This is a genomic window from Plantibacter sp. CFBP 13570 (assembly GCF_014841395.1).
Taxonomy (GTDB): domain Bacteria; phylum Actinomycetota; class Actinomycetes; order Actinomycetales; family Microbacteriaceae; genus Plantibacter; species Plantibacter auratus.
On record NZ_JACYTW010000039.1, the window covers coordinates 23,734 to 37,548 of the forward strand.

A 13,815-nucleotide genomic window follows, 5' to 3' on the forward strand; every position below is an offset into this window, starting at 1 on the left:
AGGGAAAAATCCCGTCGTGCTTCGGCCGGCGGAAACGCACAAGCGTCTCGTGGGAGTCGCCACTTCTTCATCGAAGGAGTGCGCCCATGCTCGAACCCTCAACCTCCACGGCTGTCGAAGACTCGCCGCCACGCCTCCGCGACGCGTGGGTCGCGCTGGCCGGCCTCTCGGGCGTGTTCCTGTTCGAGATGCTCGACAACTCCGTCCTGAACGTCGCGCTCCCGACCATCGGCCGTGACCTCACCGCTTCAACCGCGTCACTGCAGTGGGTGTCGGGCGCGTACTCGGTCACGTTCGGCGGACTGATGTTGCTCTTCGGTGCGGTCGCCGACCGGTTCGGTCGGCGTCGGGTCATGCTCGTCGGTCTGACGCTGCTCGCCGTCGTCAGCGTCTTGACCGTGTTCGTGGGCTCGGTGGAGCAGTTGATCGCCGTACGCGCCCTGATGGGCGTCGCCGCGGCGATGACGACTCCGGGATCGATGGCTTTGGCGTTCCGCCTGTTCGACCGGGACGACCTGCGTGTCCGCGCGCTGACGGTCATCTCGACCGCTGGGCTGGTCGGCCTCGCCGCCGGGCCGACGATCGGCGGCTTCGTGCTCGCCGTGGCGCCGTGGCAGGTGCTCATCGCCGCCAACGCCCCGATCGCGGTGATCACCTGGATCGGGATCCGCGCCGGGATCGGTGCCGACGAGTGGTCGCACCTGCACCGAGACCGGATCGATGTGCTCGGCGCTGCGCTCGGGACCGCGACCGTCGTCGGCGTCCTCTTCACCCCGACCCTGTTCGTCGCCGGCACCGACGTCGCTGCGGGCTGGGGAGCGGTGGCGGCAACGGTGACCGCCGCGATCGGCTTCGTGGTCAGAGAGCGCACCACCCGCCACCCGTTGCTGGATCTTCGTCTCGTGGCTCAGCCGCTCGTGGCCTCCGGCTTGGCGTACAAGGCCGCCGCCGGGCTGGCGATGGCCGGCTTGTCGTACCTGGCGACCCTGCAGCTGCAGTTCGCCTGGGGGTGGCCGCCGGCCTTGGCCGCTGTCGCGATGCTCCCGCAGGTCGTGGTGCTCTTGGCGAGCGGTCGCTTCGTCGGCCCGTTCGTGCACCGCGTGGGACTCGATCGTGCGGCATGGATGAGCGCCGCCGCGGTCGTCTCGGGGCTCGCCGTGTTCGCGCTGCTGAGCCGGTTCGGCTACCCGTGGGTGCTCGTCGCACTCATCCTCGTCGCCGCCGGGATGCGGGTGGTCGGAGCCGTCGCCGGCAACAACGTCCTTCGCGGGCTTCCCGCGGACCGCACGTCCATCGGTGCGGCCCTGGTCGACACCGCGAGCGAGATCGCCACCGCTGTCGGGATCGCCGCGACCGGGACGATCCTCGCTGCGGTCGTCGGCGGCGGCATCACGACCGAGTACTTCACCCCGGCCCTCGTCGCGTCGTTCCAGCAAGCGATCCTCATTGCGGGATCGACCATCGCCGTCCTCGCTGCAGCCCTCGTGGCTGTCGGTGTCCTCCGTTCACATCACGTCCCATCTCAGCCCGCAACCCAGGAGCCATCCCATGTCTGACCTCATGCCCCGTCCCCCGTTCGATCCCGAACTCACCCCCTTCCTCGCCGCGCTCGAGGCGCGCGGGCCGTTCAGGCTGACGACCGAGATGCTGCCGCGGATGCGCGGCCTCGACACGACCGAGGAGGCCCTCGACGAACGGCTGCGCTCGCGCGGGTTCGAGCGGCGCTCCCTCACGGTGCCCGGCCATCTCGGGGATCCGATCACGCTCGCTGTCGTCCAGCGGATCGGGCGCTCCGGCGCGACGACGGCGGTCTATACGATCCATGGCGGAGGGATGATGTTCGGTCATCACCTCGGCAACCTCGAGTCCTACGACGACTGGCTCCTGAACGACCACGACGTCGTGCTCATCAGCGTCGACTACCGCCTCGCCCCCGAGTACCCCGACCCGTACCCGGTCGAGGACTGCTACGCCGGACTCGTCTGGGTCGCGGAGCACGCGGATGAACTCGGTATCGACCCGGACCGCATCGTGATCGCGGGCCAGAGTGCGGGTGCCGGGCTCGCCGCGGGTACCACCCTGCTCGCCCGAGACCGCCGTGGGCCGGCCCTGTTCGGGCAGATCCTGGTCTCGCCGATGCTCGACGATCGGGATGCCACCGTGTCGACGATGCAGATCGACGGGGTCGGGGTCGCGGATCGGCAGATGACCCGGTTCGGCTGGGAGGCCTATCTCGGACACCGTCGCGCCGGTGAGGACGTTTCCATCTCCGCCGCGCCGGCGCGGGCGACCGATCTCACCGGGCTTCCGCGCACCTACCTCGACTGTGGAAGCGCCGAGGTGTTCCGTGACGAGACGGTCGCCTTTGCCAGTGCGATGTGGGCTGCGGGTGGCGACGCGGAACTGCACGTCTGGCCGGGGGCGTTCCACGGCTTCACGAGCATGGTGCCGAGAGCCGCCATCTCGCGGGCCGCCATCGCGGCCCTGGCCGACTGGACGAGGCGACTGCTCGGAACACCCGCCGGCGAGGTCGCTCTGCCGGGTGCATCATGAACCGGTGAACTGCACCACGGTGTCCCAGGCGAGCTTCACGATGAGGATGGACAGGGTCACCAGGAACACGATCCGCACGAAGCCGCTTCCGCGTTTCGTCGCCATACGGGCGCCGATGAACCCGCCGGTGATGTTCATCACGGCCATGGCGAGACCGAGCGCGAGCAGGACCTCGCCGTGTACCCCGTACACGACGAGGGCAGCGAGGTTCGTGGTGAGGTTGGCGATCTTCGCGTTCACGCTGGCTTGCAGGAAGCCGTACCCCAGCACGCCGACGATGAGGATGACGAAGAACGAGCCCGTTCCCGGTCCGAGGATGCCGTCGTAGAAGCCCACCAGCAGGCCGATCATCGCCGCCCGCCAGGCGACGGCGGTGGCGCGGTCATGGCGGGGTTCGTGGTGCAGGCCCATGGTCGGCTTGAAGAGGGTGTACAGCGCCACGGCGATCACGGCCACGAGCACGATGGGCGTCAACACGTCGCGAGGGACGTACCGCGACAAGGCGGCACCGACGGTCGACCCGGCGTAGGCCCCGGCGACGAGCGGCACCAGCAGCACGAGCTGCACCCTGATCTTGCGCAGGTACACCCAGCTCGCCGACAGGGTGCCGAAGAAGGAAGACAGCTTGTTCGTGCCCAGGATGAACGGGGTCGCGACGTCGCTCGGAACGGCGATGACGAGCGCGGGCAACTGGATCAGTCCGCCGCCGCCGACGACCGCGTCGACCCAGCCGGCCACTCCCGCCGCGACGAGCAGGAGGACGAGCGCGGCCACCGAGACGGGGAGCCATTCGGCGATCAGCGGTCCATCGAGCACAGTCGCCCAGCCTAATCGTCAGAGTGATGATCCAGCGGGCGGATGTCGAACGGGGTCTTCGAGGATTCAGGCGATCCTGACGCATTCACATCTGCTTATATGTACAGATGAACGAGGATCTCGAACCTGCTGCCGAGTTGTTCAAGGCGCTGTCCTCCTCGTCGCGGCTGCGGTTGCTGCGCATCCTGGCAGGCGGCACGTCCACGGTCGGTCAGCTCGCCGAACAGAGCCAGTTGTCGCAGCCGTTGGTCTCGCAGCACCTGCGGACGCTGCGATCAGCCGGCCTCGTTTCCGTGCAACGGATCGGTCGAGAGGCGCACTACGACGTCGCTGACGTGCACGTCTCGCACATCGTCGACGACGCTGTGCAGCACGCACTCGAGGGATAGCGAGAACCACTATCAATTAGCTGCATGTATTGCAATTCGCTTATGAATGAGATGTACTGATGACGCGTCGCCGCCCGTCGCGACACCCGATCTCTTCCTTCGAAAGGCAATCATGAGCACGACTGACATCCACGCCGAGCACTCCGTCACCGAGCACGAGCACGGAACGGACTGCGGCCACGAGGCCGTCCAGCACGACGACCACACCGACTACGTGCACGGCACGCACCACCACGCTCTGCACGACGGTCACTACGACGAGCATGAGAGCGTCGCCGAGCACACCGTCGCCGACCACGAGCACGGTGCGGCGTGCGGTCACGACGCCGTCGACCACGATGGTCACGTCGACTACGTGCACGACGGCCACCAGCACGCGGCGCACGGCGAGCACTACGACGAGCACTGATCACTCGTCGTCGCACGACGCACGAGGGGGCCGGCTTTCGAATCGGCCCCCTCGTGCTGTTGAGGGGCTGGCGTTCGGTCGGTCATCCGTCAGGCGTTGTTCCTCGGTGGCCGTTACGCTCGCTGCATGGAACCGGACTGGATCGAACATCGGCGCTCGGAGGACCGAGAGCGGCTGGGGTGGATGAAGCCTGTCGGTGAGGGGTTCGTCGTGATCGATCTCCTGGGGCGTCAGCGAACCGATGCGCTGGACTGGTTCCATGCCGAGGAGGCGCTCGACGAGATCGGCATGGGCTATCTCGCCGACCCGCACGAGCTTCGTCTGGAGGACGGCTCCTGGTTGCGTGTCCGGATCGCCGAGGTCTCGACCGCCGGTATCCGGGTGAAGAAGGACGATTGGGGTGACATGACCGCCACGCAGCTGTACTACGAGGTCTCCTTCCCTGTGGCCGAGGACCAGCTGCGACCGTTGCCGCGCTGAGCGGCATGGCGGCCCGCGGGTTCCGGGCCACCACGGCCGGATGTCGGGATCGCCGTCAGCGGGGCATGGAGCAGTGTTGTCAGTTGCTGATCCGGAGCTCCTGCTGGGCGTATCGCAGGTCATCGGCCTGGGCGAGCATGAACCGGGCGAGGTCGGTGCGAGCGATGCGCAAACGGACCCGGTCGCCGGATCCGCTCGCGGTGCGCACCCTGACCGTTCCCGTTCCGGGCTTGTCGTGGGGCATCGTGACGACCACGGTCGTCCAGTCGCGATCAGAGCTGCGAATTGCCTCGCCCACCTCGGTGGACTCGGGCCCCAACCTGAGCAGGGCGTAGCTCGCTCTGCTCAATGCCCGCATCAGCGGGCTGCGGGGGATCAGAATGCTCGGCCCCCAACTGAAGACGAGTCGGCGGACCCTGTGCGTGCGCATCGCGGCCACGATGTTGCGCGTTCCGGCTGCGACGGGCATGTCCTTGGACCCGCCGACGATCTGTGGAGTCAGGGTGGCCAGGACGGCGTCGGCACCGCGGACGACGTCCTCAACGGCGACCGCGTCGGTCAGCTCGCCCTGCACGACCCGTAGTCGGTCGTGGCGCAGGTCGAGCTTCGCCGGATTGCGGATGAACGCCACCACGTCATGCCCGTTGGCGAGTGCCTGTTCGACCAGGTGGATACCGGTGCGCCCGGTGGCGCCGAAGATGATCAGCTTCATGACGTCTCCCTTGCGAAGCCTGCGGGTCAGCCGTTGTAGGCGACGTAGTGCAGCTCGGCCTGCTGACGCTCGTCGTGCAGCTGCGCCAGGGCCTCCGCGATGACCTCGGGCTCGGCGTCGGGGTGGCTGCCTCCGATGAGTGCGGTGATGCCCAGGTGTGCGACGTAGACGCCCTTCGGTTGCAGTGCGTTGTGCAGGTTGAGGGCCCAGTTGCGAAGTCCCGCTGCGGCGATGTTCACGTTGCCGAGGAAGGGCATGGGGCTGATGGATCCGCCGCCGGTCGTGATGAGGACGGTCCCCTTGCCTGCTGCGATCATGTCCGGCAGCACTGCCCCGACGGCGGCGAGCGCGCCCCCGAGATAGAAGTCGATCTGTGGTTGCAGGTTCTCCGTCGTCACCTCGAGGACGTCGACGGGCGTGAGGGACGGGTCTGCGGGCGAGAACTCGAGCACGTCGATCGGGCCGAGCGTGTCCGTGATCGAACGCAGGGCGGCGGTGACGGTGTCCGGTTGGCTCACATCGGCAGCGAACCCGTGAGCGGTGATGCCTTCGCCCGCGAGGGTCTGGGCGAGCGAGTCGAGCTTGGACTGCGTTCGTGCGACCAGCGCGACGTCGAAGCCCCTGCGTCCGAAGGCGCGGGCGATCTCGAGGCCGAGGCCTGGGCCGGCTCCGATGATGGTGATGAGCGGCATGATGTGTCCTTTCGAATCCCACGGGTTCGTGGGGCGTTGCGTCGTTGAGCTAAGTTGAGGGTGTCCTCAAACAAGCTCGAGCATAACTTGAGACCACCCTCAATATCCATAGGAGCCGGCATGACCGCGGAACGGAGTCTGCGTCGCGATGCTCAGTCGAACGTCGAGAAACTGCACGCGGCGGCGCTGGCGGTGTTCTCGGATCGAGGTCTGTCCGCTCCGTTGGAGGACATCGCGAAAGCAGCCGGGGTGAGCATCGGCACGCTCTACAACCGAGTGGGGTCGCGCGATCAGTTGATCGATGCCGTCATCCCCGCGGTCGTGGGGGAGAAGCTCCTTGCGGTCAAAGAATGGACCATGGCAGAGCCGACTCCGCGAGCGCGGCTGGAGAGGTTCGTCACCTGCATGATCGACCTGCAGCTCAGCGATCCGGCCCTCAACGACGCGATGCTCCGGCGGTTCCCCGACGCAACGGCGCTCATCAACGCCTGCGATCGGTCAACGGCCTTGGGGGCGGAACTCATCGAGGATGCGCACGCCGCCGGTGTCCTCTCCCAGGACTTCACGACCGAAGACCTCATGGCGGTGTTGTGGATGGCGGGCACGGCGAGTCACGACCCGAGAGCGCCTTCCGGATGGCGACGACTCGTCGAGCGTGGTGTCGCTGCCGCCTGGATCGAGTAGACCCGGCGGCTGCGCTGCTCGAGCCGCTTCGCGTCGAATGACTCTTGACGTCGTCGGCCATCATCGTCATCATTCGAAAACGATCGACGGCAACGAGCCGCCGGCACCCTCGAGAGAGACGGCCCCGATGTCCACCATGATCTTCGTCAACCTTCCCGTCAATGACCTGGCGCGGTCACGTGTGTTCTTCGAGGAACTCGGATACTCGATCAACGAGGGGTTCAGCGACGAGAACGCGATCAGCGTGGTCATCAGCGACACGATCACGGCGATGCTGCTCACGCGGGAGTTCTTCGCGGAGTTCACGAGCAAGTCGATCATCGACGCCACCACCTCCACCGAGGTGCAACTCGCTCTCAGCGCCGAGAGCAAAGGCGACGTCGATTCGATGTTCGAAAAGGCCATCGCGAGCGGCGCTACGCCTGCCGGTGAACAGGACCATGGCTTCATGTACTCGAAGAGCTTCGACGACCTCGACGGCCACCACTGGGACTTCGTCTGGATGGACCCGGAGACGGCCGCCGGCGGCGCGCCGGCGCTGACCGTCGAGGAGATGCGGGCGAACACGACGCACAGCTGAGCGCGGCGATGGACGAGTTGAAGATCCGTCGGGCCGTCCCGACGGACGCGGCTGCGGTGCTGGCGCTCTTCGATGCAGCAATCGCCTGGTTCGTGCGGATCGGCAACACACGGCAGTGGGGTGCCGAACCTGCATCTGGGCAGGAGCGCTGGATCACGCGTGTCGAGCAGTGGTGTGCCTCATCCGATGCCTGGGTCGCCGAGCATCCCACGGTCGGCGTCTGCGGAGCGCTCGTGCTGGGCGAGGCGCTCGAGTACGTGCCGGCCGCCACCGAGCCAGAGGTCTACGTCCGCGTGTTGATCGGCTCGCGCGACCCGCGGGTGAAGGGCACCGGTCGCCGCTTGCTGGCATTCGCCGAGGAGCGCGCCCAGGCCGCCGGGGTCGGTCGCATGCGGGTCGACTGCTACGCGGGTGGATCGGGCGATCTCGTACGGTTCTATGAGGCCGCTGGCTACGAGCGTGACGTGACGTTCATGGTCGGCGACGGGACTGACGCGTGGCCGGGCCAGGTGTTGTCACGGCGAGTCGATGTGGAGAACGACCTGGCGCGATGAGGCCGTGAGCGCCGGGGAACGGAGCAGGTGTGTGACACCTGCCGGATAGAAGGGTTGATCGGTCTCGTTGATCGACACCCACCGAACAGGACTTCCCTCATCCAGGACGTGCAGTCGGGCGTCGAGCGGGATGGCATCGATCTCGGCGGACTCGACGGCGAAGATGTGGGCGATCTCATGGCCTGGCTCACCTTCATATTCGAAGATGTTCTCCGCGACATCGAGCAGTGTGACGGGGCCCAGCGTGACGCCGAGCTCCTCAACGAACTCGCGGCGCAGAGCGGCTTCCGCGGTTTCACCGAACTCGATGCCGCCCCCGATGGCGCGATGGAAGGCCTGGTTCTTCACGGTGTCCACACCGTTCAAGACGAGTACGTGGCCGTCGCGGATCGGAAGGCCGACGGCGATGTTTCGAATCGAGGGCATGGCGTCGACTCTAGAGCGACAGCTGACCTGGTGTATGGAGCGGATGACGGGAATCGAACCCGCGCTATCAGCTTGGGAAGCTGAAGTTCTACCATTGAACTACATCCGCGTGGCGCCGGAGCGTCCTGAGTAATCGTACATGACCCGGCGGGCCTCCGTTCGGTCCCTCCACGCGGCCCTCGTTCGGTCCGCGCGTGCGGCCCCCTGTCGGTCCCTGAGCTTGTCGAAGGGCGGGGTGTGGTCGTGTGCCCTTCGACAGGCTCAGGGACCGGGGTTCGGCTCAGGGACCGGGAGGGTGCTGGCTCAGGGACAGGGGTTGGGCTCAGGGACCAGGGATAGCTCAGCGAGCGGGGTCGGCTCGGTGAGCCGGGTGCCCGGAGCTAGGCTGGTTCACCGTTCCCCGAGCGGGACGGGATCGGGAGTGTGACGTGAAGCGCAGTGCAGGTGTCGTCGTGGCCGGCCTCGCCGCCGTTGCCGTCGCCGGGTTCGGGATCGCGAGCGCCATGGTCGCCCGGCGCGTCATCGGGGCGGGGCGCGTGCACTACAGCGACGTGTTGCCGACCTCGTCTCCGAAGACCGTGCGGCTCGAACGAAACGCTGCCACCGAGCTGCCGGGACGATACGGGCTCGAGTTCGACGACGGCTCGCGAGTCATCGTCGGGCCCGTGATCGGTCGCGAGACGACGGACGGTTCCGTGATGCGAGCCGTGATCGCCGGCCGGGTTCCAGCCGGAGCGACCCGTGCGCGGTTCACCGGCGCAGCCGTGACGCCCGCGGACCTCGGGGTGGACGAGGCGCGCGTGCCGAGGACGCCCTCAGGGGCGTGGCGATTCGACGGCGATGAGAGCGAGGCCCGCGACGGCACCTGGGTCGTGCACACCCACGGACTCGGGGCATCCCCGCTGGCCACGCTTCGCTCGGTGCAGGCCGTGCAGCGCGCAGGCCTGCCGTCGCTCGTCACCTGCCTCGGGTCCGCGTTCGCCGAGCGTCGCTCCGGGGCTGACGCCACGGACGTCGAACGCGTCATCGCGGCCATCGACGACGCCGTGGCGCTCGGTGCGCGACGGGTCATCGTCTGCGGGTGGTCCTACGGCGCCGCCCTGAGCCTCGCGGCGGCACGCGAGCGACCCGAGGTGGTGCAGGGCGCGATCCTCATCTCGCCGATGCTCGGCCTCAGCGAGACGGTGCTCCATGCGGCTGCGGTCGCCGGGGTGCCGCGGGTGCTCGTGCACTCGGCGCTCGGTCTGCTCGCGTCGCCGGTACTGGCGCGATCCGCCGGGGTGCGTGGCGCGGTTCCGGTCCGCGCGCTGTCCGCCGGGCCGATCGACGGCCTGCCGACGCTCGCGATCCACTCGCCCGGCGACACGACGATCCCCGTGGAGCTCACGCGGGCCGTCGCTCACCGTTCACCCTCGTTCGAGCTCGTCGAGGTCGCCGCTGCGCCGCACGGGTTGGAGTGGAACGTCGCGCCGGAGGCGTTCGAGGTGGCCGTGCGGGAGTGGCTCGGAGCGCGCTGATCGGAGTGCTCCTCGGTGCCTGAGCTCGTCGAAGGGCGGGGTGAGTCCAGGTGCCCTTCGACAGGCTCAGGGACCGGCGTGGTTGGGGGAGCGGGACGGCGGACGGAGCGGGTTGGCTGCGTGGTGCCCTTCGACAGGCTCAGGGACCGGGATGGTTGGGGGAGCGGGTCGCTGTCGGTTGGGTGCGTGGTGCCCTTCGACAAGCTCAGGGACCGAGGTGGTTGGGGCTCCGGGACCAGCGCCCTTCGACAGGCTCCGGGACCGGGGTGGTTGAGGCTCCGGGACCGGCGGGGCCGGACCTACTTCGCGTAGCGGTAGCGGGCCCCGGTGTGCTCCTCGGGGAGACGGTCGCCACGGCCGTGGAGCTTGTGGCGGAGGCTGCCCTCGACGTACTCCTCGGGGTAGGCACCACGACGACGCAGCTCCGGGATGACGAACTCGACGATGTCCTCGAAGGTGCCCGGCGTGATCGCGTAGGCGAGGTTGAAGCCGTCGACGTCGGTCTCCTCCACCCACTCCTGCAGGGTGTCGGCGATCTCCGACGCACTGCCGACGATCCGCGGACCGAGCCCACCGATCGCCCCCATGCGCGCGATGTCCTTCACCTTGAACTCGCCACCCTCCTCGTTGGCCGCCTGGTAGTTGGCGACCGCCGACTGGATGGCGTTGCTCTTCACGTTGCCGATCGGCTCCTCCGGGTCGTACTGCGACAGGTCGATGCCCATCCAGCCCGACATGAACACGAGCGCACCCTCCTGCGACGCGTACTGCAGGTAGTCCTCGTGCTTCGCCTGGGCCTTCTCGCTCGTCTCGTCGGTGATGATCGTCAGCAGCGTGTAGATCTTCGCCGAGTACCGGTCACGACCAGCGGCCTCCAGAGCGTCGCGGATGCGGCCGACCGTCGCCTTCAACCCCGCCTTCGTCGACGCACCGACGAAGATCGCCTCCGCGTTGCCAGCGGCGAACTGGATGCCGCGCGGCGACGCACCGGCCTGGTAGATGACCGGCGTCCGCTGCGTGGACGGCTCGGACAGGTGGATGCCGGGCACCGTGTAGTGCTTGCCGAAGTGGCCGATCTCGTGGACCTTCGTCGGGTCGGTGAACACGCCCGTCTCGCGGTCGCGCACGACGGCGTCGTCCTCCCACGAGCCCTCCCACAGCTTGTAGAGGACCTCGAGGTACTCGTCCGCGACGTCGTACCGCTCGTCGTGCTCGAGCTGGTCGTCGTGCCCCATGTTGCGCGCCGCACTCGGCAGGTAGCCGGTGACGACGTTCCAGCCGACCCGCCCCTTCGTCAGGTGGTCGAGCGTCGACATGCGCCGCGCGAACGGGTACGGGTGTTCATAGGCGGTGCCGGCCGTGACGCCGAAGCCGAGGTGCTTGGTCACCGCGGCCATCGCCGACACGAGCAGGATCGGGTCGTTCACCGGCACCTGTGCGCCGTTGCGGATCGCCGCCTCGTTGCTGTCGCCGTAGACGTCGTACGTGCCGAGGACGTCGGCGATGAAGATGCCGTCGAAGTTGCCGCGCTCGAGCAGCTGCGCCAGATCCGTCCAGTAGGAGAGGTCCTTGTAGGTGCTCGAGCGGTCGTCGGGGTGACGCCACATCCCCGACGCCTGGTGGGCGACGCAGTTCATGTCGAAGGCGTTGAAGCGGATCTGTCGGGTCATACGCACGATCCTGCATCACGAGTCCCGGACGTCGCCTGGCAATCGGCCTCGCCCGTAACAGGGCGTCATCTGGGCGCAGCGCACTACCTGCGCGAGGGGTCCTCCGCGGCGATAGCCTCGGCGTACTCCGCGTCGCTGAGGGCACCGACCGTCGAGTGCCGACGCCCGTATCCGAGGTAGAGCGCTGCGCCGACGAGCATCCAGATGAGGAACACGATCCAGGTCGTCCCTCCGAGCGACACCATCAACCCGAGGCACATGACGATGCCGAGCGCAGGGACCACCGGGAACAGCGGGACGGAGTAGCTGCGGTCGAGATCGGGACGCAGGCGACGCAGCAGGATGACCGAGAGGTTCACGAGGGCGAACGCGAACAGCGTGCCGATGCTCGTGGCGTCGGCGAGCTCGCCGAGCGGGATGAGGGCCGCGACCACCGCGACGACCGCTCCGACGATGACGGTCCCGGCGACGGGCGTCCCGCTGCGGCGACCGACGCGCGAGAACACCCGCGGTACCATGCCGTCCTGCGCCATCCGGTACAGGATGCGCGTCTGCCCGTAGTAGACGGTGAGCACCACGCTCGCGATGGCGATGACCGCGCCGATGGAGAAGAACAGGGCGACGATCGGCTGTCCGGTGATCTCGGTGAGGATGCCGACGAACGCGGACTCGTCGTCGGCGAACTCGGTCCACGGCCGGGCACCGATCGCGGCGATGGCGACGAGGATGTAGACGGCGGTGACGATCACCATCGACAGGATGATCGCGCGCGGCAGGTCGCGACGCGGGTTCGTCGCCTCGTCGCCGGCGGTCGACGCCGCGTCGAAGCCGATGTAGGAGAAGAACAGTCGGCTGGAGGCTGCCGCGACACCGGCGACCCCCATGGGCGCGAGCGGTTCGAAGTTGCCGAGCGAGAACGCCGAGAACGCGATGACGACGAAGACGAGCAGTACGGCGAGCTTCACGAACACCATGATCGTGTTCGCCCAGGCGCTGTCCTTCGCACCGCGGACGAGCAGCAGCATCGCGAGCAGGACGAGGGCGGCGGCCGGCAGGTTGATCAGTCCGTCGGCGACGCCGATCGGGTTCGCGAGTGCCGGCGGCAGTCCCAGGCCGAACACCGCGAGCGCCTCGTTCACGTACTGCCCGGCGCCGACGGCGACCGCGGCGACGGAGACCCCGTACTCGAGGACGAGGCACCAGCCGCACACCCAGGCGACGCCCTCACCCATGGTCGCGTAGGCGTAGGAGTAGCTGGATCCGGAGACCGGCACCGAACCGGCCATCTCGGCGTAGGACAGGGCCGACAGGAGTGCTGCGAGCCCGGCGACCGCGAACGCGATCCAGACGGCGGGCCCGGCGAGCGGGACGGCGGTGCCGAGGACGACGAAGATGCCGGTGCCGAGTGTCGCGCCGACGCTGATCATCGTGAGCTGCCAGACACCGAGCGAACGGCGGAGCGACGTCCCCGAGTCGGCGGGATCCGTCCCGAGTCGGACGAGCGGCATGCGCCGGCGCAGCTGCGCGTGGAGCGGGAGTCGGCGGTTGGTCACGGGTATCCATGGTAACCGTGGGTGCGGGGAGCGTCGGGCGCGCTCGCACTCACCCCGTCTCGGCGAGCTCGGGTCTGGTCTCGTGTCGTCGGCCGTCGGGTGTGGTCCAGGTGAGGATGCCGCCGGGGTGGTGCTCGAGGTTCCAACCCGGCAGGTGTTTCAGCCGGTGGTGATGTCGGCAGAGACAGGCCAGGTTGTCGACCGCTGTCGTGCCGCCGTCCTGCCAGGCGACCGAGTGGTCGAGGTCGCAGTTCCGGGCGGCTCGTCCGCAGCCCGGAGCCCGACACGTGGTGTCTCGCAGGCGGACGGCACGCGCGAGATCTGCCGGTACCCGGTACTGCTCGCGGCCGACGGACACGACGGCTCCCGTTTCCGGTTGGGTGAGGATGCGGGTCATGGAAGGGGCCGTGACGGCGAGTCGGGCGGCGGTGTCGGGGTCGATCGGGCCGTAGCCGTCGAGCATGCCGGGTTCGTCGGTGACGCCGAGGGTGGACAGTACCGGGACGGTCATCTGGACGGTGGCTCGGATGCGGGCCTCGATGCCGACGGGCTCGGCGAGCAGGGGGTCGGCCCCGGCGGCGACCGCCTCGTCGGCGATCCTGGCGGCGTCGTCGAGTGGCGCTGAACCGGGGAGCCACGTGAACGTCCCGGTCGTCTCCGGGTCGACCGGGATGGGACCGACGTCGTCGCTCACCGTGCCGGCGACGGCGAGCGACGCGAGGGCATCGGCGCGCAGCTGCGCGAGCGTGCGGGGGTCGCCGGCGATCCGCGCCGGGACCG

General features: G+C 68.4%; 16 protein-coding genes and 1 tRNA gene. 9 read left to right on the forward strand and 8 right to left on the reverse strand.

Features of this window, described 5'->3' with window-relative positions; genetic code table 11:
* Nucleotides 1–86 precede the first annotated feature (86 nt).
* Both IFT89_RS13390 and IFT89_RS13395 read left to right on the forward strand, forming a co-directional pair.
* Nucleotides 87–1,556: an MFS transporter gene (locus IFT89_RS13390; RefSeq protein ID WP_202939208.1), complete on the forward strand. Its 1,470-nt coding sequence runs from the start codon at nucleotides 87–89 to the stop codon at nucleotides 1,554–1,556.
* Nucleotides 1,549–2,553, forward strand: coding sequence for an alpha/beta hydrolase (locus IFT89_RS13395; protein ID WP_202939209.1), 1,005 nt, complete (start codon nucleotides 1,549–1,551; stop codon nucleotides 2,551–2,553). Before IFT89_RS13390 ends, IFT89_RS13395 begins: the two co-directional genes overlap by 8 nt.
* On the opposite strand, the gene IFT89_RS13400 is transcribed toward IFT89_RS13395, so the two are convergent.
* Entirely contained in the window at nucleotides 2,548–3,369 is an 822-nt protein-coding gene (locus IFT89_RS13400; protein ID WP_202939210.1) for a sulfite exporter TauE/SafE family protein, read from the reverse strand. The genes IFT89_RS13395 and IFT89_RS13400 overlap by 6 nt on opposite strands.
* Nucleotides 3,370–3,476: 107 nt before the next feature.
* On the opposite strand from IFT89_RS13400, the gene IFT89_RS13405 reads away from it, so the two are divergent.
* The 3 genes from IFT89_RS13405 (at nucleotide 3,477) to IFT89_RS13415 (ending at nucleotide 4,647) form a co-directional block, all read left to right on the forward strand.
* On the forward strand, nucleotides 3,477–3,758 hold the full coding sequence (locus IFT89_RS13405; RefSeq protein ID WP_064295041.1) for an ArsR/SmtB family transcription factor: 282 nt from the start codon (nucleotides 3,477–3,479) through the stop codon (nucleotides 3,756–3,758).
* 112 nt (nucleotides 3,759–3,870) lie between these two features.
* Entirely contained in the window at nucleotides 3,871–4,167 is a 297-nt protein-coding gene (locus IFT89_RS20310; protein WP_079704758.1) for a hypothetical protein, read from the forward strand.
* Nucleotides 4,168–4,377: 210 nt separating this feature from the next.
* Nucleotides 4,378–4,647, forward strand: coding sequence for a hypothetical protein (locus tag IFT89_RS13415; RefSeq protein ID WP_307783512.1), 270 nt, complete (start codon nucleotides 4,378–4,380; stop codon nucleotides 4,645–4,647).
* A 79-nt stretch (nucleotides 4,648–4,726) separates the two neighbouring features.
* On the opposite strand, the gene IFT89_RS13420 is transcribed toward IFT89_RS13415, so the two are convergent.
* Together IFT89_RS13420 and IFT89_RS13425 are read right to left on the reverse strand one after the other, a co-directional pair.
* Nucleotides 4,727–5,359, reverse strand: coding sequence for an NAD(P)-dependent oxidoreductase (locus tag IFT89_RS13420; protein WP_202939212.1), 633 nt, complete (start codon nucleotides 5,357–5,359; stop codon nucleotides 4,727–4,729).
* A gap of 26 nt (nucleotides 5,360–5,385) precedes the next feature.
* Nucleotides 5,386–6,051: an SDR family NAD(P)-dependent oxidoreductase gene (locus IFT89_RS13425; RefSeq protein ID WP_202939213.1), complete on the reverse strand. Its 666-nt coding sequence runs from the start codon at nucleotides 6,049–6,051 to the stop codon at nucleotides 5,386–5,388.
* Between the two features lie 120 nt (nucleotides 6,052–6,171).
* On the opposite strand from IFT89_RS13425, the gene IFT89_RS13430 reads away from it, so the two are divergent.
* From IFT89_RS13430 to IFT89_RS13440, 3 genes are all read left to right on the forward strand, one after another.
* Nucleotides 6,172–6,735, forward strand: a complete 564-nt coding sequence (locus IFT89_RS13430) for a TetR/AcrR family transcriptional regulator (protein ID WP_159877231.1) — start codon at nucleotides 6,172–6,174, stop codon at nucleotides 6,733–6,735.
* 127 nt (nucleotides 6,736–6,862) lie between these two features.
* The gene (locus tag IFT89_RS13435; RefSeq protein WP_202939214.1) at nucleotides 6,863–7,315 is read left to right on the forward strand and encodes a VOC family protein; all 453 of its coding nucleotides are present in this window, start codon (nucleotides 6,863–6,865) and stop codon (nucleotides 7,313–7,315) included.
* Nucleotides 7,316–7,371: 56 nt separating this feature from the next.
* Entirely contained in the window at nucleotides 7,372–7,869 is a 498-nt protein-coding gene (locus IFT89_RS13440; protein WP_202939215.1) for a GNAT family N-acetyltransferase, read from the forward strand.
* Here IFT89_RS13440 and IFT89_RS13445 read toward each other — a convergent pair.
* Together IFT89_RS13445 and IFT89_RS13450 are read right to left on the reverse strand one after the other, a co-directional pair.
* Nucleotides 7,831–8,295 (reverse strand): NUDIX hydrolase, encoded by a 465-nt coding sequence (locus tag IFT89_RS13445; protein WP_202939216.1) that lies wholly within the window; start codon nucleotides 8,293–8,295, stop codon nucleotides 7,831–7,833. The two genes, IFT89_RS13440 and IFT89_RS13445, sit on opposite strands and share 39 nt — an antisense overlap.
* Before the next feature lie 35 nt (nucleotides 8,296–8,330).
* Nucleotides 8,331–8,404: transfer RNA gene (locus IFT89_RS13450), tRNA-Gly, on the reverse strand.
* Between the two features lie 319 nt (nucleotides 8,405–8,723).
* Here IFT89_RS13450 and IFT89_RS13455 point away from each other — a divergent pair.
* A complete protein-coding gene (locus tag IFT89_RS13455) occupies nucleotides 8,724–9,812 on the forward strand; it encodes an alpha/beta fold hydrolase (RefSeq protein WP_202939217.1) in 1,089 nt (362 codons plus the stop codon).
* 299 nt (nucleotides 9,813–10,111) lie between these two features.
* Here the strand turns inward: IFT89_RS13455 and IFT89_RS13460 are convergent, their stop codons facing one another.
* From IFT89_RS13460 to IFT89_RS13470, 3 genes are all read right to left on the reverse strand, one after another.
* Complete coding sequence (locus IFT89_RS13460) at nucleotides 10,112–11,482, reverse strand: LLM class flavin-dependent oxidoreductase (RefSeq protein WP_124768438.1); 1,371 nt, start codon at nucleotides 11,480–11,482, stop codon at nucleotides 10,112–10,114.
* Between the two features lie 83 nt (nucleotides 11,483–11,565).
* Nucleotides 11,566–12,990 carry an APC family permease gene (locus IFT89_RS13465; RefSeq protein WP_194644768.1) on the reverse strand — a complete coding sequence of 475 codons (1,425 nt, stop codon included), beginning with the start codon at nucleotides 12,988–12,990 and terminating at the stop codon, nucleotides 11,566–11,568.
* Between the two features lie 94 nt (nucleotides 12,991–13,084).
* Nucleotides 13,085–13,815: HNH endonuclease signature motif containing protein (locus IFT89_RS13470; protein WP_202939218.1), on the reverse strand; the 731-nt coding region annotated here is incomplete at its 5' end.

Excerpts from the sequence above, each read along its gene's own strand:
- IFT89_RS13390 (WP_202939208.1), top strand. The coding sequence starts at position 87 with ATGCTCGAACCCTCAACCTCCACGGCTGTCGAAGACTCGCCGCCACGC.
- IFT89_RS13395 (WP_202939209.1), top strand. The coding sequence starts at position 1,549 with ATGTCTGACCTCATGCCCCGTCCCCCGTTCGATCCCGAACTCACCCCC.
- IFT89_RS13405 (WP_064295041.1), top strand. The coding sequence starts at position 3,477 with ATGAACGAGGATCTCGAACCTGCTGCCGAGTTGTTCAAGGCGCTGTCC.
- IFT89_RS20310 (WP_079704758.1), top strand. The coding sequence starts at position 3,871 with ATGAGCACGACTGACATCCACGCCGAGCACTCCGTCACCGAGCACGAG.
- IFT89_RS13420 (WP_202939212.1), bottom strand. The coding sequence starts at position 5,359 with ATGAAGCTGATCATCTTCGGCGCCACCGGGCGCACCGGTATCCACCTG.
- IFT89_RS13425 (WP_202939213.1), bottom strand. The coding sequence starts at position 6,051 with ATGCCGCTCATCACCATCATCGGAGCCGGCCCAGGCCTCGGCCTCGAG.
- IFT89_RS13430 (WP_159877231.1), top strand. The coding sequence starts at position 6,172 with ATGACCGCGGAACGGAGTCTGCGTCGCGATGCTCAGTCGAACGTCGAG.
- IFT89_RS13435 (WP_202939214.1), top strand. The coding sequence starts at position 6,863 with ATGTCCACCATGATCTTCGTCAACCTTCCCGTCAATGACCTGGCGCGG.
- IFT89_RS13445 (WP_202939216.1), bottom strand. The coding sequence starts at position 8,295 with ATGCCCTCGATTCGAAACATCGCCGTCGGCCTTCCGATCCGCGACGGC.
- IFT89_RS13460 (WP_124768438.1), bottom strand. The coding sequence starts at position 11,482 with ATGACCCGACAGATCCGCTTCAACGCCTTCGACATGAACTGCGTCGCC.
- IFT89_RS13465 (WP_194644768.1), bottom strand. The coding sequence starts at position 12,990 with ATGCCGCTCGTCCGACTCGGGACGGATCCCGCCGACTCGGGGACGTCG.